Origin of the sequence: Flectobacillus roseus, from assembly GCF_030056595.1 — a bacterium.
Lineage (GTDB): Bacteria > Bacteroidota > Bacteroidia > Cytophagales > Spirosomataceae > Flectobacillus > Flectobacillus roseus.
The window spans coordinates 1-18,246 of the sequence record NZ_JASHIF010000020.1 but is presented as its reverse complement, the minus strand read 5'-3'; the positions used below and the strand labels follow the sequence as shown (position 1 = coordinate 18,246).

At 39.0% G+C, this 18,246-nt stretch carries 14 protein-coding genes and 1 riboswitch; of the genes, 6 read left to right on the top strand and 8 right to left on the bottom strand.

What is annotated here, in order from left to right:
• Window positions 1–140 precede the first annotated feature (140 nt).
• The 3 genes from QM524_RS19755 (at window position 141) to QM524_RS19745 (ending at window position 3,496) form a co-directional block, all read left to right on the top strand.
• A complete protein-coding gene (locus QM524_RS19755; protein WP_283345868.1) occupies window positions 141–1,001 on the top strand; it encodes a LysR family transcriptional regulator in 861 nt (286 codons plus the stop codon).
• Between the two features lie 272 nt (window positions 1,002–1,273).
• Entirely contained in the window at window positions 1,274–2,131 is an 858-nt protein-coding gene (locus QM524_RS19750; RefSeq protein WP_283345867.1) for a shikimate dehydrogenase family protein, read from the top strand.
• A 108-nt stretch (window positions 2,132–2,239) separates the two neighbouring features.
• Complete coding sequence (locus tag QM524_RS19745; protein WP_283345866.1) at window positions 2,240–3,496, top strand: MFS transporter; 1,257 nt, start codon at window positions 2,240–2,242, stop codon at window positions 3,494–3,496.
• A 363-nt stretch (window positions 3,497–3,859) separates the two neighbouring features.
• On the opposite strand, the gene QM524_RS19740 is transcribed toward QM524_RS19745, so the two are convergent.
• A complete protein-coding gene (locus tag QM524_RS19740; protein ID WP_283345865.1) occupies window positions 3,860–5,779 on the bottom strand; it encodes a tetratricopeptide repeat protein in 1,920 nt (639 codons plus the stop codon).
• Window positions 5,780–6,266: 487 nt separating this feature from the next.
• Between QM524_RS19740 and QM524_RS19735 the strand changes: the two genes are divergently transcribed.
• Entirely contained in the window at window positions 6,267–9,083 is a 2,817-nt protein-coding gene (locus tag QM524_RS19735) for a TonB-dependent receptor (RefSeq protein WP_283345864.1), read from the top strand.
• A gap of 129 nt (window positions 9,084–9,212) precedes the next feature.
• On the top strand, window positions 9,213–10,535 hold the full coding sequence (locus tag QM524_RS19730) for a T9SS C-terminal target domain-containing protein (RefSeq protein ID WP_283345863.1): 1,323 nt from the start codon (window positions 9,213–9,215) through the stop codon (window positions 10,533–10,535).
• Window positions 10,536–10,707: 172 nt separating this feature from the next.
• On the opposite strand, the gene thiH is transcribed toward QM524_RS19730, so the two are convergent.
• The 7 genes from thiH to QM524_RS19695 all read right to left on the bottom strand — a co-directional run bounded on the left by thiH (window position 10,708) and on the right by QM524_RS19695 (window position 16,779).
• Window positions 10,708–11,820 carry a 2-iminoacetate synthase ThiH gene (thiH, locus tag QM524_RS19725; RefSeq protein WP_283345862.1) on the bottom strand — a complete coding sequence of 371 codons (1,113 nt, stop codon included), beginning with the start codon at window positions 11,818–11,820 and terminating at the stop codon, window positions 10,708–10,710.
• Between the two features lie 8 nt (window positions 11,821–11,828).
• Complete coding sequence (locus tag QM524_RS19720; RefSeq protein WP_283345861.1) at window positions 11,829–12,593, bottom strand: thiazole synthase; 765 nt, start codon at window positions 12,591–12,593, stop codon at window positions 11,829–11,831.
• 132 nt (window positions 12,594–12,725) lie between these two features.
• Window positions 12,726–13,370, bottom strand: coding sequence for a thiamine phosphate synthase (locus QM524_RS19715; RefSeq protein WP_283345860.1), 645 nt, complete (start codon window positions 13,368–13,370; stop codon window positions 12,726–12,728).
• Window positions 13,371–13,397: 27 nt separating this feature from the next.
• On the bottom strand, window positions 13,398–14,021 hold the full coding sequence (locus QM524_RS19710; RefSeq protein ID WP_283345859.1) for a thiamine phosphate synthase: 624 nt from the start codon (window positions 14,019–14,021) through the stop codon (window positions 13,398–13,400).
• 361 nt (window positions 14,022–14,382) lie between these two features.
• Window positions 14,383–16,242, bottom strand: coding sequence for a phosphomethylpyrimidine synthase ThiC (thiC, locus tag QM524_RS19705; RefSeq protein ID WP_283345858.1), 1,860 nt, complete (start codon window positions 16,240–16,242; stop codon window positions 14,383–14,385).
• A gap of 55 nt (window positions 16,243–16,297) precedes the next feature.
• Window positions 16,298–16,501, bottom strand: coding sequence for a sulfur carrier protein ThiS (gene thiS, locus QM524_RS19700; RefSeq protein WP_283345857.1), 204 nt, complete (start codon window positions 16,499–16,501; stop codon window positions 16,298–16,300).
• A gap of 62 nt (window positions 16,502–16,563) precedes the next feature.
• Entirely contained in the window at window positions 16,564–16,779 is a 216-nt protein-coding gene (locus tag QM524_RS19695; RefSeq protein WP_283345856.1) for a hypothetical protein, read from the bottom strand.
• Window positions 16,748–16,843: riboswitch (TPP riboswitch) on the bottom strand. Its footprint overlaps the gene before it by 32 nt.
• A 192-nt stretch (window positions 16,844–17,035) precedes the next feature.
• On the opposite strand from QM524_RS19695, the gene QM524_RS19690 reads away from it, so the two are divergent.
• Window positions 17,036–18,055 (top strand): 2-hydroxyacid dehydrogenase, encoded by a 1,020-nt coding sequence (locus tag QM524_RS19690; RefSeq protein WP_283345855.1) that lies wholly within the window; start codon window positions 17,036–17,038, stop codon window positions 18,053–18,055.
• Window positions 18,056–18,246: the final 191 nt, after the last annotated feature.

Genomic DNA, 18,246 nt, shown 5'->3' with positions numbered 1-18,246 from the left:
TTGGATTTCGGATATTTGATTTCGGATTTTATCCTGTTTTTTATACAGGATAGAGGTGCATTTCTAACTCCGAAATCCGCAATCTCAAATCCGCAATCCAAAATAGAAGTGTCCCTTCCTATCACTCAATAAGCATCCACATGGAGTTACGACAACTCAAATATTTTCTTGAGGTAGCACGAGAGTTGCATTTTGGTCGAGCAGCTGAAAACCTTTGTATTTCACAACCTGCATTGACCAAACAAATCAATCTTATTGAGCAAGAACTAGGTATTGAGTTGTTTGATAAAAACAAAAGACAACTACATAAAAAAGTAGAATTAACCGAAGCAGGATTTTTTCTCCTAAAAGATGCCTCAAGATTTACGGAGCAATTTGACCGTATGTTAGAGAATACCAAAAAGTTGGGCACAAAATCAAAGCAAATTAGCTTAGGATATTACCGACTTTTCCCAAAAACGAAAGTCATTGAGTTTACTCAAAAAGTACAAGAATGGTATCCTGATTCTCTCATAAAATTGGTGGAGTATTCTACCGCTGAGGCTGTACAAGAAGGATTGATACGTGATGATATAACCTTGGGAATTACTCATTTTCCACTCCTTTTTCCCAACCTTTCGCCTAGATATACCGAGCCAAACTCTTTGAAAGTGCTCTTATCGAGCAAACATCCCTTAGCCAACTACAAGAAAATCAAAATCGGACAGTTACGTAACGAACGTTGGATAGAAGTTCAGCGCAATTTATATACGCTTTATGACGAAATTGAACGCCGTTGCAAGACTGCGGGCTTTCATCGTGAGCCACAAATTGTTCAAGAAGTGTCTAGTATTGAACTACTTGTAGGTTTGGTGGGCATGGGAATGGGCGTAGCTTTGGTCAGTTCGTCTTTACCGATTACTGACGATTCGGTAGTGTTAAAAGACCTTACATTTAGTGATAACCCAACCTATGCGACCTTTGAAATCACTCATGCGATTGTCTGCAAGAAGGTTGGATAATTGATTTCTAACTTTTGCAAAACGTATTATTTCTCCAAAGTATTTTATAAAGACATCCCAAAACTCCTCACTAGTAGCTCATCCTTCCAAACTTCATAATGTATCATTTTGATTTATTAAATCGATTTCATGATATTGTTTAGCGAAAAGATTCTATATTGAGCGATTAATCATGTAATTTTAAAAGCTAAAACTGTTCCCAATTCTAACTAATAATTATTCCTTTGCTTAAAGGATAGACAAAGACTTTCGTTTTTTGTTCTTATTCACACATGGATACAATCGATACATTTGCTCCCGAAATTGACGGTAAAACTTTGGTATTTGCAACCCCAGGCTATCCTGTCAAACAGATTCGCTTACCTATTTTGATGAATCAAGTTTTTCCTGCATTAGGCATCAATGCCATTTGGATTCCTATAGAAGTTGAGCCTGCCAATCTTTCTAGCATTTTTACGGCTTTTAGACATTTTAATAATTTCAAAGGAATGACGATTGCGATTCCATATAAAAATCCTTTGGTAGATTTGGTCGATGAAGCTACCGAACGAGCAAAACGTTCAGGAAGTGTCAATCTGATTCGATTTGACGAAAATGGTCGCTCATACGGCGATACCGTCGACGGTCTAGGCTTTGTAGTTGGCCTTGAAGCCAAAGGAGTTATTTGTCAAGGAAAAAGCGTGTATTTGGTGGGTACGGGAGGAGCGGGTTGTGCATTGGCGGTGGCGCTTTGCGATGCAGGAATTGCGACTTTGTATTTGAATGATATTTTTCCTGAAAAAGCAGAAGCACTTGCCGAAAGATTACGTTCTTATTATCCCGAAATCAAAATACGGGCACAGCATACACCACCAAGTGATATAGATTTGGCGATTAATGCTAGTAATAGCGGATTACAACCTAATGACCCTTTGCCATTCGAACCAGAATCGTTTGGGAAACATACCGTCATTGCAGACATTATCATGAAACCTAAAGAGACCGTTCTTTTACAAAAAGCTGCATCTATGGGGTATCAAATCCATCACGGACATCATACACTCGATTATCAGGTTTCGTTATATTTAGATTATTTTGGTATTGAACACGACCCAAGTGTAGTGCTAGAATTGGTACAGCAAATACCTTAGTGAAATGGGAGAATAGGTTATCAGTTAATGGTATATCTGTTATTTGAAAGTACTCACAATTCACAACTCATCATTCAGCATTATTATTTATATTCCTAAACTAAAACTATGAATACCAAACCACAAGGTAAAATACGTTGGACAATCTGTGCGATGATTTTTGCTGCTACCACTATCAATTTACTTGACCGACAGGTATTGGGTATTTTGGCAAGTGACTTACAAAAAAAGATTGGCTGGAACGAAATTCAGTACGGCTATATCGTGAGTGCATTTCAGTTATCTTATGCGATAGGAATGGCCGTTGTAGGGCGTATTTTGGATAGCATAGGCACACGATTGGGCTACACACTTACCATTTTGTTGTGGAGTTTGGCGTCGATGGCACATGCTTTTGTGGGTACACCCATGGGGTTTGGTCTAGCTAGAGTATTTTTGGGCTTATCAGAATCGGGTAATTTTCCTGCGGCCATCAAGGCTACTTCGGAATGGTTTCCTGCACATGAGCGCTCGATTGTGGCAGGTATTATCAATGCTGGCTCGAACATGGGCGTAATCGTAGCAGCTTTATTGGTTCCTTTATTGACCATACAGTTTGGTTGGCAAGCCACCTTTATTATGACAGGTGCATTGGGGTTTTTGGTAGTCATTTGGATGTGGAGCTATTATCGCACGCCCGACCAGCACGCAAGTGTAAGCGAGGAGGAGCTCAAGTATATTCAGTCAGAACAACAAGCCGTAAAGCCCATTGCTTGGCGAGAACTTTTGAATTATAAAGCCCTTTGGACTTTTACTATCATGAAGTTTTTGATTGACCCAGTATGGTATTTTTATCTGTATTGGTTACCTAAATTTTTGGACAAAACCTTTGGTATTCCCCTTGGCAAACTAAGTTTACCCTTGATGACCGTTTATCTATTGTCAGATGCAGGTAGTGTGATAGGAGGGTGGTTTCCCACATGGCTGATTCAAAAGAAATCATATAGCATTGACAGCGCACGTAAAACTGCATTTTTGGTATGCGCTTGTGCAGTATTACCCATGTTTTTCGGTAGTTATTTTACGAATTTATGGTTTGCAGTCATCATGGTAGGAATTGCCTTGGCAGCACAACAAGCATGGTCTTCCAATGCCTATACCCTTGTGTCAGATATATTTCCGAGCAACGCCGTGGCAACGGTCGTTGGATTTGGCAGTATGGCAGGCGCTTTAGGAGGCGTATTATTTTCGATGATTATAGGTTGGGTATTAGAAAAAACAGGGAGTTATACTCCTCTATTTGCCTACGCCGCCAGTGCCTATATGATAGCCTTTACGCTATTGAAATTGCTGATTCCGAAGATTGAGAGGGTTGAGATTGTATAAATTTAGTGATTTAGCGAATGAGTGATTATTTTTAACTAGTAGAGACGCAATGCTTTGCGTCCAAAGAGGTGTCATTTTGAAATATAGTATCAAACATGAGTCATCCCTAATTTTTAGGATTGGGATTATTCTCCAAATTTTTATCAAAAAAGCGGTCGAAAAATATGTTTTCGACCGCTTTTTTGATGCTACTATGCTAGATATGACTTGGTCTAAGACGCAATCATTGCGTCTCTACTGATGGAAAACAAATTTTTACATAATCACTCAACCACTCATTCACTAAATCGCTAAATTCGAATGACTCATGTTTGATGAATAGTTAGGGAATCATCCAAATGTCAACATTCTCTCAATTAAAATTTACCTCTTCACTCCCAAAAGACTCAATGCCTGAGTAGCTTGTGGATGGTCTGGTTTTAATTGTAAACATCGTTTAATATCAATAATTGCAGCCTCCAAATGACCTAGTTTATGATGAGTTACACCTCTATTATAAAAATGCTCAGGGTTTTGACTTCCGTATTGGTCTATGGCTATGTTGAAGTTTTTGAGGGCTTCTTCTGTTCTGTTGGTATTAAGTTGTGCGGTCGCCAAAGAACCGTAGTTTACACCAATACGCTTATTTTCGGGCATAGTGAGAGCCTTTTCCAAATCAGGAAGTGCTTTGTCTGGCATCTGCGCATTGAGGTAAGTATTTCCTCTATTGAGATAAGTATCCGCTGATGGAAATTGCTGAATAGCTTTGGTCAAATATTCTATTGCTTTAGGATAGTCACCTTTGCGCTCATAAGCCGAAGCAAGATTGCCCAATGGTGTAACATCAATTTTGTAACCCAACTGAATCGCCTTTTCGCTGTAGGCAATCGCCAAGTCTAAATTGTTCTCTTTTGCACCATAATATTGTCCTGCGGCACTGTAGGCTCTGTCGTCTTTTTCTGGTGCGAGTTCTATTCTACGAGAAAATAATGTTCCTGAGTTTTGCCATGTACCTACTTGTTTTCTAGTAATGATAAGCAAAATTCCTAACCAAACGATACAGCCTGCCCATACAGCCTGCTGCATTTTGGGATTTTCTATTAATTTTGAAATACCCACCGCTAGCATAAAAAACAAACCTATATAGGGCAAATAAGTATATCGGTCGGCCATAATAGCGCCACCCACTTGCAGAATTTGAAGCACTAGAATGATAGTTACCGTAAAAAAGCCAATCCCAAAGGCGATGAGTTTATTGCGTTTGATATTAAATATTCCCCAACCCCAAATTCCGAGCATTACTACCAATCCCAAATAATACTCAGAATGAAAAAGTGTTGGGTCTTCATACATGTACATTGAGCGTAATCCAATAGGAGCTACCAAGTGCACCCAATACATCATAAAACCGTATCCTGCGTAGGTAATCGTTTTGAAATAGCTAATATCTTCTGGTTTGAAAGCCACGCCTGTTGCCGCAATTGGGTGAATCATTCCTCCCAAATTTCCTCCTCCTTGTATATTGATGGCTATTAGACCGAATACAACCGATACCACGAAAAACGGGATTTTTTCCACAAAAACTTTTAACGAAAACTCCCTATTTCGCCAATAATCAAAAAGCAATAGGACTAGTGGAAAAATAACAGCTTGTCCTTTCGATAAGCATGAGGCTATGTATAGCACAAAAGCAAAAGCCCAATGAATTACTTTTTGACCTTTATCGATGTATTTGAAGTATTGTAAACTGCCCAACAAAAGGAAAAATACATATAAAACGTCCTTGCGTTCCGAAACCCAGATAACCGACTCGACACGCATGGGATGAATGGCAAAAAGTAGAGCGGTAAGAATGGCAATAAATTTCTTTTGACGTTCGCCTGTCTCATAACTTTCAAGAAGTTTTTGAGCCAATATCCAAACAAGAATTACATTTAGAAAATGAATAAAAGTGTTGGTTACGATAAATGCCCGTGCCGATTCTGCTCCTGACATCGTGGCATTGAGCATTAATGACCACATCGTTAATGGATGATAGTTGCTGGCTACATGGCTTTGCCAAGCTTCGAGCCAATGTCCTGATGGATGGGTAACTAGGATATTTTCGACTACATATACGTGGTCGTCCCAATCTACAAATTGATTGCTAAAACCACCGCTAAATCCAAGCAATACAACAACTGCAAATACGATGATGGTTAAAATGGTATTTTTTGAAGTACCCGAAGGCGTTGCTATAACCGTTTCTGAAGTCTCTTTGGGTGACTGTGTTTCTACTTTTGGCGATTTATTTTTCTTTGACATTTTTTGAAAAAGGTAAAAAGGCAGGCTAATGCTGAGGTTAGGAACCTCATTGTTCTTACAAATTTAACTTTTACTACGATACAATAATAGTAAAATATTTGAGCAAGAACCATGCTAAAGCGGGTTTTAACTAGGACTGAAAAATACATCAATGCTATGAAGATTCTACCAAACTGTATCTTTTGGGAAGGATTACAAAAAGAAACTTGACGCCAAACTTCTAGCTTTTCGGTCATTTATCTAAAATTCTTAACAAACTTAATTTTTCCGTAATGTCAGTTTTAAGTATTTTTTGCTAGAAATAGTTAAATAAAATACTCATATAATACCTTTTGTTAAGCCAATATTTCCAATGTTAACAGAATGTTATTAAATGGATATTATCCTTAACAGTTTGTTTAAAATTCACAAACACAGAGGTAATATTCAAGTAATAATTTTGTTGCGTCGAATATTTAGAGACATTTCTATTTAATACACAATCCACATGCAACGCAAATTTTTACTCAGCACAATTGTACTTTTATTCACAACCTTAGTGTCTTTTGCTCAAACAGGAAGTATCAAAGGTAGCCTCAAAGACGCAAAATCTAACGAGCCAATGTTAGGAACTGCGGTAAGAATAGAAGGAACACAAATCGGTACACAAACAAATATGCAAGGCGAATTTGAATTATCGCGTGTACCTGCTGGAGTTCACACTGTAGTTTTTTCATTTGTAGGTTACGAAAACAAAGTGATTTCAAATGTAAGAGTTGAGGCAGGAAAAACAACCCTAATCAACACAACGATTGCTGAGGCCAACACTACACTCGATGCCGTTGTAGTACGTGGTACTAAAAATAAAGGAACTGAGGTTTCAGTTATTACAGAAATTAAAAAAGTAGAACAAATTGCCGTTGGTATTTCTGCACAGCAAATCCAAAAAACACAAGACCGTGACGCTTCGGCGGTTGTACGTCGTGTGCCTGGAGTATCTATTCAAGATGACCGTTTTGTGATTGTGCGTGGTTTGAACGAACGTTACAATACAGTATTGCTCAACGATGCTATTACGCCTTCTACTGAAGTAGATACAAAAGCTTTCTCTTTCGACTTGATTCCTTCTTCTGCTATCGACCGTATGTTGATTTTCAAATCGGGTTCGGCAGACCTTCCTGGTGAATTTGGTGGTGGTGTAATCAAGATTTATACTAAAACTATCCCTGATGGAAATTCTTTCACAGCTGGTTTTTCATTAGGACATCGTAGCAATACTACTTTTCAAACAGCTACTTCGTATAAAGGAAGCGGTACAGACTTCTTAGGTTTTGATAATGGTTTAAGAGGTTTACCGTCATCTATCCCTAGCACAAGTACAATCTTATCTGGTGCTAACACTCCTGCTGTAGTAAATGCGTTCAAATCTTTGCCAAGTTATTTCAACCAAAGCACCTTATCCGTATTGCCTGACTTTAGAGGTAACTTAGGAATGACACGTCGTTTTAATGTAGGAAATTTTGAATTAGCGACTATCAATGCCATCAACTACAGCTTTACCCATCAAAGAACGCCAAATATTGAGTTTTATCGTTACGCTTACAATGCTGATGCTGGTAATACTGCTAGTGAAAAGGAGTTTGCTTACAACGATAATGCTTATTCAGAAAACGTTAGAGTAGGTGTAATGTCAAACTGGGCTTTGATTATTAACCCAGCCAACAAAATCGAATTCCGTAATTTGTTTAACCAATTAGGTTCAAAAGAAACTGTTTTGAGAAATGGTTATAACAACAATAATATTGAGTTGAAAAACTACTCGATGACCTACGAACAAAAGAGTATCTATTCAGGTCAGTTGAGTGGTACGCATGAGTTGTCGGATATGACAAAATTGACTTGGACGGGTGGTTATGGATACACAAACCGTCAAGAACCAGACAACCGTCGTTTTACTTCTAGCCGTACATTGGGTAGCAACGATCCATTTACCATCAATATTCAACAATCACAAAGCCCGACTCTGCAACAGGCGGCACGTTTTTACTCAGCATTAACTGAAAATGTAGTATCTGGACGTATCGATTTAGAGCACCGTATTGGTAAAGCTGACGCAACAGAGAAAGAATTGATTAAGCTTCGTGCTGGTACATATCTCGAAAAGAAAGACCGTAATTTTGCTGCTCGTTGGTTTGGTATCGTAAATGCTAACAATGTTGGTGATGCAATTTTGACACAATCACCAGATAAATTCTTTGACCCAGCTAACTTGTCTACAACTGGATTGTTTTATAACGAAGGTACTGGATACGAAGATGCTTACAAAGCTCGTAACGAATTGTATGCTGGTTATGTAAACGCTTATGTTCCTTTCTCAAGCAAATTCAATGCTTCGTTTGGAGTAAGAGCAGAACAAAACCGTCAGCAGTTAGTAACGCTGAAACGTGGTAGTGGTGAAAAATTAAATGTTGACAGACCATTATTAAGCTGGTTGCCTTCTGTAACACTTTCTTATGTATTGAACGAGAAAAACCAGATTCGTGCAGCCTATAGTCAAACAGTAAACCGTCCTGAATTCCGTGAGTTAGCGCCATTCCCTTATTATGACTTTAACTATGATGTAACTCGTGTAGGTAACTCTGAGTTGAAAACAGCAACAATTGCAAACTACGATTTACGTTACGAATTCTATCCATCTGAAGGTGAAGTAATCTCACTTGCTGCATTCTACAAGCAATTTACTAACCCAATCGAAGCAAGAATTTTGAATGCAGGTTCGGGTATTGCCTTCGGTGTTGGAAATGCAGAAAAAGCATTCAGTAGAGGTTTGGAATTAGAAATGCGTAAATCATTGAAAGGCTTAGCAAGTTCAAAGTTTGTAGATAACCTAACACTTTTATTGAACGCTTCAATTATTGATTCTGATGTAAAAACAGGCTTCAGCGGACAATCTTCAGACAGTCGTTTCTTACAAGGTCAATCGCCATACTTGATTAACGCTGGTGTTTATTACAACGATAACGAAAGTAATCTATCTGCCAACATTCTTTACAACGTAGTAGGTTCTCGTATTTTCTTGGTAGGTGATGGCGTAGTATTCCCAACAGTATACGAAATGCCAAGAAATGTAATTGACTTAAACCTTACAAAAGGTTTTGGAAAGCATATCGAAGTGAAAGTAGGTATCCAAGATTTGTTGAATCAACCATTTAGATTCTACAACGATACTAATAATGATAAGAAGATTGAAACTGGTAAAGATGATGTCTTCAGAACATACAAACGTGGTACTACTTCAACAATCGGGGTTAGCTATAAATTCTAATCTGAGAGGAGGATTGGTTCATCTGTAATCAATATATACTGAACTTTTGTAAAACCGTACACAAACTTTTTTTAACAGAATAAACAAAGCCATAGCTTAGCTATTTTGTAAAAGCCAATATCAGAAATCATGAAAAATATACATAAACTTCTTTACATCACTGCCATTGCTTTAGCAACTACTTCATGTGGTAAATTGGAAAACGATTTTCAAGAACCAACACCAGTAGCAAGTCGCGAAATGGTAGTAGTAAAAGGTTCTATTACATCAAATACAACTTGGACAGCTGACAAGAAATACCTTTTAAATGGTTTTGTGTACGTAGAAGAAGGCGTAACACTAACGATTCAGCCTGGTACAATTATCAAGGGTGATTTGCCAACAAAAGGTACTTTGATTATCAAGCCAGGGGCTAAAATTTTGGCTGAAGGTACAGAAGATAAGCCAATCGTGTTTACTTCTAACCAAGCAATCGGACAACGTAAAGCTGGTGACTGGGGTGGTGTAATTATTTTAGGAAAAGCTAAAGTAAACAAGACGCCTATCACCATTGAAGGTGAAAACGTAACAACATTTGGTGGAACCAACGATGCTGATAACTCTGGTATTTTGAAATACGTACGTATCGAATTTGCAGGTGTTGCTTTCGAAACAGATAAAGAGGTTAACGGTTTAACACTTGGTGGTGTAGGTTATGGAACAAAAATCGACTATGTACAAGTTTCTCACTCGGGTGATGACGCTTTCGAATGGTTTGGTGGTGCTGTAAATGCCAAACACTTGATTTCGTACCGTACGTTGGATGATGATTTTGATACAGATAATGGTTTCTCAGGAAATGTACAATATGCAGTTTCACTCCGTGACCCATTAGTAGCTGACCAGTGTAGTTGTTCTGACTCAAACGGTTTTGAATCTGATAATGACGGTTCAGGCTCGACAGCATTGCCTCAAACCTCTGCTAAATTTGCAAACGTGAGTATCTATATCGCCAACGGTACAGTTGACAAAAAATACCGTTCAGCTTTCCGTATCAGACGTAACTCGGCTTTGAGTATTTATAATACCGTGGTAAATGGTGCATTTCCAAAAGCTGGTTTAGAATTAGAAGGAACGTTGTCACAAGACAACTTCAAAAATGGTAAGTCGGATTATAAAGGAGTTGTAATTACAGGAACAACTACTCCGATTTTGAACGTTGAGACAGCGATGTTTAATGATGCTAATCGCAAAAATGCTATTAGCTGGTCATTAACAGATTTAGGTTTACAAGCAGATTTCAACCTTTTGGGTGCTCCAAAATTCACCCCACAAAAAGGTTCAAGAATATTAGCTGATGGCGTAGTATTGCCAACAGGTTTCGATTCAGCGAGTTTCAGAGGCGCTTTTGATGGCTCAAATGATTGGACTCAAAAATGGACGAATTTCAATCCTCAAACTACTGAGTACTAAAAGACAAGAAGTCCGTTAGGATTTTTTATATTGGTGTAATGAAGAAAAGCTTAAGGTTCTGCCTTAAGCTTTTTTGGTGTTATGGAATAAAATTTGAATTACTAGTTCAAGACTCACTCTTGGACTGAACTTTTTAACAGTTTAAAACTGGTACCATAAATGTGCATTTATCTCATTGCAAAAGTCTATCCCAATTCTTCCAAACAGGTTCATAGCCCTGCGCCTGAATCACCGAGGCAATTGCCTGTGGTGAGCGCTCATCACTGATTTCAAATTGTTCCAAAGATTCTGGTTCAACCACATAACCGCCTGGGTTGGTTTTGGAACCAGCACTCATCGATGTAATACCGAGTTTGATAATATTGTCTCTAAAAATCTCATTTTCTCGGGTAGAAATAGATAATTCTACTTCTTCATCAAAAATGCGATAGGCGCAAATCAATTGAACTAACTCTCTATCTGACATTTCTACTTTGGGCTCTAAACCACCCGAAAATGGTCGAAGCCTAGGAAAAGAAATCGAATAAGTACTTTGCCAATAAAGTTTTTCAAGATATCGAAGATGTAATGCTGTAAAAAAGCAGTCAACCCGCCAATCTTCCAAGCCTATGAGTACTCCCAGACCCATTTTGTGAATCCCTGCTTTACCTAATCTGTCAGGGGTTTGGATTCTGTACTGAAAATTCGATTTTTTACCTTTGGGATGATGTTTTTTGTAATCCTCCTCATGATAGGTTTCTTGATATACCAAAACTGCATGTACACCTTCAGCGACCAAAATTTCATATTCGTCTTGGTCGAGGGGCTGTATTTCGATAGATATTTGCGAAAAGTAAGGCTTTATCAATTGAATTACTTTTTGCAAATAGGGCACACCAACTGTCTGATTAGCCTCACCAGTGACCAAAAGAACATGCTCATAACCCATGCGTTTGAGCACGGCAACTTCTTGTAAAATCTCTTCTTCGGTGAGCGTTTTTCTTCTGATTTTGTTGTCAAAACTAAACCCACAATAGGTACAGATATTCTGACACTCATTGGAGAGATACAGCGGAACATACATCTGAATAGTTTTGCCAAAACGCTTTTGAGTTAGCCTATGGCTTAGTTGAGCCATTTCTTCCAGAAAACCTGTAGCAGCGGGTGAAATCAAAGCCTTGAAGTCTTCCAAATCTCGTTTGCCTGATTTTTGGAGTGCTCGTATGACATCCTGAGGTGTTTTTTGATAAATACTCTCACGAATTTCGTCCCAAGTATATTGTTGAAAAACTTGATAAAAGTCCATATTTTCCACTAATTCAAAAATGTCGTTAATGGGCTACTTGCCACCGCTTGTTGTTGCATAGGCGCCAATTTGGCCTCATACGCCATACGTCCAGCCTCAACTGCATATTTGAATGCCAAACCCATTTGTACAGGATTTTCAGAAACGGCAATAGCTGTATTAACTAATACCGCATCTGCACCCATTTCCATCGCCTTAGTTGCATCCGAAGGTGCTCCAATTCCAGCATCCACGACTACAGGTACGCGGCTTTGTTCGATAATTATTTCTAAAAAATCAATCGTTTTCAAGCCTTTATTACTGCCAATCGGCGATCCTAAAGGCATAACTGCCGCTACGCCTACCTCTTCGAGTCTTTTACACAAAACAGGATCGGCATGAATATAGGGTAAAACCACAAAACCTAATTTTACTAACTCCTCGGCCGCTTTTAGCGTTTCAATAGGGTCGGGCATGAGGTATTTAGGGTCAGGATGAATTTCGAGTTTAAGCCAGTGGGTTTCCAAGGCTTCACGGGCAACTTGTGCGGCAAAAATGGCTTCCTTAGCATTGCGGACACCAGAGGTATTAGGTAGTAAATTGATACAATCGTGCTGAAGATATGACAGAATATCATCTTCTTTTTCTGTAAGATTAACTCGTTTGAGGGCAACCGTTACCAATTCTGAACCTGATGCCAAAATGCTCTCTTCCATGAGAGAAGCACTACTAAATTTTCCAGTCCCTGTAAATAACCTAGACTGAAAGGTTTTATCTGCAATTTGTAAAGACATAGCTGAGTAATGAGAAAGAGGATTTCAGATATTAGATATTAAACTAGCCGTGTTTCGGATATCGGATGTTGGATTTCGGACGTATAATCTACTTTTTAATTACATTGTCGAAATCAGAAATTCCAAATCTGCTCATTTCTCGCTCACCGCTAAGTTTAACAAACTCAATAACTCTTGTGTGACTGCTGAAGGATTTTCGGCAAGATTTACCAAGGAAGATACCGCCACACCGTGTAAACCTACTTCCAATAAAGCTTCAATATCGTCTGCTTTTACGCCACCAATACCAACTACAGGTAGATTGTGGCCTAAAGTTCTAAATTGAGAAAGAATACGCTTATATCCCTCTAATCCTACGATAGGACTTAGGTTTTTCTTGGTATCCGTAAATCTCAAAGGTCCTAATCCAATGTATTGTACTGTTCCACTAGCCACATGCTTAAGCATATCTTGGAGGGTATTGGCAGTGCCACCAATAATCATCTTTTCACCTACAATCTGGCGAGCTTCTAAAGGCGACATATCTTGTTTGCCTAAATGCAAACCCTCCGATTGTATTTTCGCAGCTATATGAGGGTTGTCATTTACAATCAATTTTGCCCTAAAACTTTTACATACTTCTTGGGTGCGTAAAGCTGTTTCGAGCCATTGGGATTCTTCTTGAGTTTTTACTCTCAACTGCACCCAGTCTGCACCACCTTCACAGGCACGTTGTGCTTGCTCCCAGTGAGGAATATGTGCGAGATCTTGGGTTATATAATGAAGTCTTGAAATCATCGTGTTGTTAAATTTTGAGCTTTGGTTCTAGGAACTCAAAGCTGTTTGTATTTCGGAAAAGGCTTCTACAGGTGAGGGTGCTTGCCACACACTACCCAATAAGGCTACTCCAGTGATATTTTTATTTTTTAGCAAATGAATATTGTTTAACTCAATGCCACCTAAGGCTACAATAGGAGGGACCTTGTTATACTTGAATACAAAATCCTCTACCGCTTCTGGCGAAATAGCAGCTTTGTAGCCCGGTTTTGAAATACTATCGAAAAAGGGACTGAGAAATACATAGTCGAGTTTTGAAGGCATTTTCAGTATTTCTTCAAACTTATGTACCGAAGCGCTTACTGTTAAACCTCTTCGCTGTACTGGGCGAATATATTCTTTTAATTGTCCTTGCTCCTGTAATTCCTCCCAAACGTGCGTAGTAAGATGAATCCCCTTGATATTGTATTTTGCCATCAATTGATATTGACTATGTAGTACCAATCGCTTCATATACTGCGGTTTAAATTGTCGAATGAAATCTTCAATTTGTTCCAAAGAGGCATTGGGCTTACGCACATGTAAAGTCGATAGACCAGCTTCAAAAAGTTGTTCTAATAGCTGAACTTCATCAGGGATAAATTCTGGGGGTGTGAGCAGGAGTATAAACATGATGTTAAGTGTTGGGTGATAAGTTTTGAGTAATAAGATTTTTGTATCAATGCCTAAAATACGTTGCCCTCAGATGACAGTATGCTGAGGCAAAGCAATGATTGATAACTTCAAAATATACAATACTTTTCAGAAAATAATGTTTCCGATTAATGGAATTATTATGAAGTTTTTAATGCTCTAAAATCCTTAAAATAAGCCTTTTGGTTTTTCTTAAAGATCAAGTTTCTTTTCTATGCTCTATTATTAGCTTTATTTCAATCATAGAAAATCAACGCTACATTCTTCTGTATTTTGTTGAATTGAAGGCAACCTATTTTAGGCAAGGACAACACATCATTCAAAACTCCCAACACATCACTTACAAATATACCTCAGCGCCTTTTTCTACGAATTGTTGTGCCTGAGCTTGCATGCCTAAGTCAATAGCTTCTGCTTCGGAAATACCCTGAGCTTCGGCATAATCACGAACTTCTTGTGTGATTTTCATAGAACAAAAACTTGGTCCACACATTGAACAGAAATGGGCAATTTTAGCGCCATCGGCAGGTAAGGTTTCATCATGAAATTCACGTGCTGTATCTGGGTCGAGCGAAAGGTTGAATTGGTCTTCCCAACGGAATTCAAAACGTGCTTTGCTCAGGGCATTGTCACGCACTTGTGCTCCCGGATGTCCTTTCGCCAAGTCAGCGGCATGGGCAGCAATTTTATAGGTGATTACTCCGTCTTTTACATCTTTTTTGTTAGGTAAACCCAAGTGTTCTTTTGGTGTTACATAACATAACATGGCACAACCAAACCAACCAATCATTGCGGCACCAATACCTGAGGTAATATGGTCATAGCCTGGGGCAATATCGGTCGTCAATGGTCCAAGCGTATAGAATGGGGCTTCATGACATTCTTTTAGTTGCTTGTCCATATTTTCTTTAATCATGTGCATTGGTACGTGCCCAGGCCCTTCAATCATGACCTGAATATCATGTTTCCAAGCGATTTTGGTCAACTCGCCAAGAGTTTCAAGTTCGGCAAATTGTGCAGCATCATTAGCATCGGCAATACTTCCCGGACGAAGTCCGTCGCCCAATGAGAAGCTCACGTCGTACGCTTTCATGATTTCACAGATTTCCTCAAAATGGGTGTACAGGAAGTTTTCTTTGTGATGCGCCAAACACCATTTTGCCATGATACTGCCTCCACGAGATACAATTCCTGTCACACGTTTGGCCGTAAGTGGCACATAGCGTAATAGCACGCCTGCGTGTATCGTAAAATAGTCAACTCCTTGCTCAGCTTGTTCGATGAGCGTATCTCTAAATAGCTCCCAAGTCAAATCTTCTGCTTTTCCACCAACTTTTTCGAGTGCTTGATAAATTGGTACTGTGCCAATCGGTACTGGAGAATTTCGGATAATCCACTCACGGGTTTCATGGATGTTCTTACCTGTCGATAAATCCATGATAGTATCTGCGCCCCAACGACAAGCCCAAACGGCTTTTTCTACTTCTTCCTCGATACTTGAGCTTACGGCTGAGTTACCAATATTAGCATTGATTTTTACCAAGAAATTACGTCCAATAATCATTGGCTCACTCTCTGGGTGATTGATATTGGCAGGAATAATGGCACGTCCAGCGGCGATTTCGTCACGTACAAACTCAGGCGTAATTGCGCCTTTGGGTGTATTGGCTCCAAAGCTGTAGCCTTCGTGCTGATGACCTAAGCTTTGTAAAGATTCTATTTTTTGATTTTCACGAATCGCAATGTATTCCATTTCTGGAGTAATAATGCCCTTCTTGGCATAGTGCAATTGCGTTACATTTTGTCCAGCTTTTGCTCTTCTTGGTTTAGCCAAATAGTTGAATCTTAGCTCATCTAAAGATTGCATATTCAAGCGCTCTTGTCCATATTCTGAACTAATGGCATCTAACTGCTCAGTATCACCACGAGCAATAATCCATTCTTCACGAAGCTTTGGAAGACCTTTTCTTACGTCGATTTCAATATTCGGGTCGGTATAAGGACCTGAGGTATCATAAACTGCTACCGAAGGATTTTTAGTAAAAACATTTCCCGAAATTTTGGTATCCGTCAAACTGATTTCACGCATAGCAACCTGAATATTGTGCAATGCGCCTGGCACATAAATCTTACGAGAATTTGGAAAAGGACTACGGCTGATAGCTTCTGTCGAAGGCGCTACCTCATTACTTTTTTTCATAGGAGAATGATGAGTTAAAATACATAATGTTACAATAGGATTGGAGTAAGGAATTTTATCCTCCCTGACTTGCTCGAATAAGCGTTACATGATCATTTTCTTCGAAAACATGGTTTTGCCATTCGGATTTTGGCAAAACCATATCATTGACCGCAATGGCCAAACCTTTGACTTGAGCCAAATGAAATTGTTCGAGTAAGTCTTCGACTTTGAAGCTGGATGCTACGTCTGTAGCTTCTGAATTGATAAATAAGGTCATGTTTGTAAAATATTAAATACCAACGCGACCCTTAGGAGTGGATTAGACAGAACGGTTTTTGATTAAATAATTTTGCGAGCGAATGCGACTTTGCTCGGTACAGGATTGAAGCGCCATTTATCAGATACAGCCCAAAACAATAGGTCTGTAAAGGACAAATTATCCCAACAATTTCCTACATCATTAATCAAAAACTTCAGCTTGAAATATTTTGGAGATAGCCCACCAATGGCTATTCTACGAAAAGTATTTTGCTCTGCTTTTTCCTTCGCAACCATTACGCTGTTCAGGTTCAAAGGGTATAATCTCAGCCCGTATATTAAGGCACCCCTAAAGTCTGCTACAAACTTAAAGGACGTTTTTGAAAGAAAAAAGAGAAATGTGTTTTTTATTTAAAAGCCGCCATGATGTTGCGTGGATGAGCATAAGTAGCTAATAGACTGATAAATGTCATGGGTAAAAATGAGATAGAGGGGTAATTTTGACATATAAAAAAGGCTAAACCTTCTTTTGTTAACCAAAATTCTATCCCGTATGAAAGCGCTGATTTATAGTACTAAAGAGTTTGAAAAAGCCTCTTTACAAAATGCCAACCAACAAAAACACGATATTACCATCACAGGAAAACCCTTGAATATGGATACCGTGAAAATGGCAGAAGGATTTGATGTGGTAGTGCTTTTTACCAACGACGATGCCTCAGAACCTGTACTTCGTGCCTTGAATGATTTGGGCGTAAAATATGTAGCCACCCGTTCGGTGGGTGTTGACCATATCAATCTTAAAGTAGCAGCCGAGTTGGGCATTCGTGTGGCTAATGTTCCGCATTATTCGCCAAATTCTGTGGCCGAGCATACGGTGGCATTAATGATGGCGCTGAATAGAAAGCTCATCATGGCCGATACGAAGGCTCATAACTACCAGTTCGATTTGAGTAGCTTGATTGGGTTTGATATGTACCAAAAAACTGTCGGAATTGTGGGCTTGGGTACTATTGGAAAAGTAGTGGCAGATATTCTGAAAGGCTTTGGTTGTAAGCTGTTGGTGTATGACAAATACGCTGAGGAGGCCGACGACTACGAAGGAGTAACTTTTGTGACACTCAATGAATTACTGGCAACTTCGGATATTATTACGCTTCATGCACCCCTGACAGAGGAAACCAAATATATGATTACCCAAGAGCAAATTGCCAAAATGAAAACAGGTGTTATGCTTATTAATACCAGTCGCGGAGGCTTAGTAAAAACTGAAGATGTCTTGCATGGATTACGTGATGGGAAAATTGGTTATTTAGGTTTGGACGTTTACGAAAATGAAAGAGGTATATTCTTCAAAAATCATTTTGAAACGGAAGGTCGTGATGAGTTATTAACTGATTTGTTGAATTTCAACAACGTTATTATCACAGGACACCAAGCATTTTTGACCAATGAAGCATTGACAAATATTGCAGATAAAACTATTCAAAATCTCGACGAATGGCAGTTGGGTACACCTGAAGAATGTAATGCAAAAGTGGGGAAAATACACCCGCTTGAAGAATTACAATAGACTGTACGAGTTCTGAATTGTCCTTGCCTAGAATAGATAGTACATTTCTTTTCCTCTTAGCACCCTAAGAGGAACATGAGTCATCCCGAATTTTGTTGTGCGAAGTAGCACCATAGCATGTTTTGGATGGCCGTTCTCAATCGATAAATCGGTGTCAAAGCATTTTGGCACCGATTTCCTGTTCTATGAGC

Bases quoted from the DNA above. Each gene is read 5' to 3' on its own strand.
- QM524_RS19695 (WP_283345856.1), bottom strand. From the start codon at position 16,779: ATGGTTGCGAAGGAAAAAGCAGAGCAAAATACTTTTCGTAGAATAGCC.
- QM524_RS19710 (WP_283345859.1), bottom strand. From the start codon at position 14,021: ATGTTTATACTCCTGCTCACACCCCCAGAATTTATCCCTGATGAAGTT.
- QM524_RS19745 (WP_283345866.1), top strand. From the start codon at position 2,240: ATGAATACCAAACCACAAGGTAAAATACGTTGGACAATCTGTGCGATG.
- QM524_RS19720 (WP_283345861.1), bottom strand. From the start codon at position 12,593: ATGTCTTTACAAATTGCAGATAAAACCTTTCAGTCTAGGTTATTTACA.
- QM524_RS19690 (WP_283345855.1), top strand. From the start codon at position 17,036: ATGAAAGCGCTGATTTATAGTACTAAAGAGTTTGAAAAAGCCTCTTTA.
- thiH (WP_283345862.1), bottom strand. From the start codon at position 11,820: ATGGACTTTTATCAAGTTTTTCAACAATATACTTGGGACGAAATTCGT.
- QM524_RS19735 (WP_283345864.1), top strand. From the start codon at position 6,267: ATGCAACGCAAATTTTTACTCAGCACAATTGTACTTTTATTCACAACC.
- thiS (WP_283345857.1), bottom strand. From the start codon at position 16,501: ATGACCTTATTTATCAATTCAGAAGCTACAGACGTAGCATCCAGCTTC.
- QM524_RS19730 (WP_283345863.1), top strand. From the start codon at position 9,213: ATGAAAAATATACATAAACTTCTTTACATCACTGCCATTGCTTTAGCA.
- QM524_RS19715 (WP_283345860.1), bottom strand. From the start codon at position 13,370: ATGATTTCAAGACTTCATTATATAACCCAAGATCTCGCACATATTCCT.
- thiC (WP_283345858.1), bottom strand. From the start codon at position 16,242: ATGAAAAAAAGTAATGAGGTAGCGCCTTCGACAGAAGCTATCAGCCGT.
- QM524_RS19755 (WP_283345868.1), top strand. From the start codon at position 141: ATGGAGTTACGACAACTCAAATATTTTCTTGAGGTAGCACGAGAGTTG.
- QM524_RS19750 (WP_283345867.1), top strand. From the start codon at position 1,274: ATGGATACAATCGATACATTTGCTCCCGAAATTGACGGTAAAACTTTG.
- QM524_RS19740 (WP_283345865.1), bottom strand. From the start codon at position 5,779: ATGTCAAAGAAAAATAAATCGCCAAAAGTAGAAACACAGTCACCCAAA.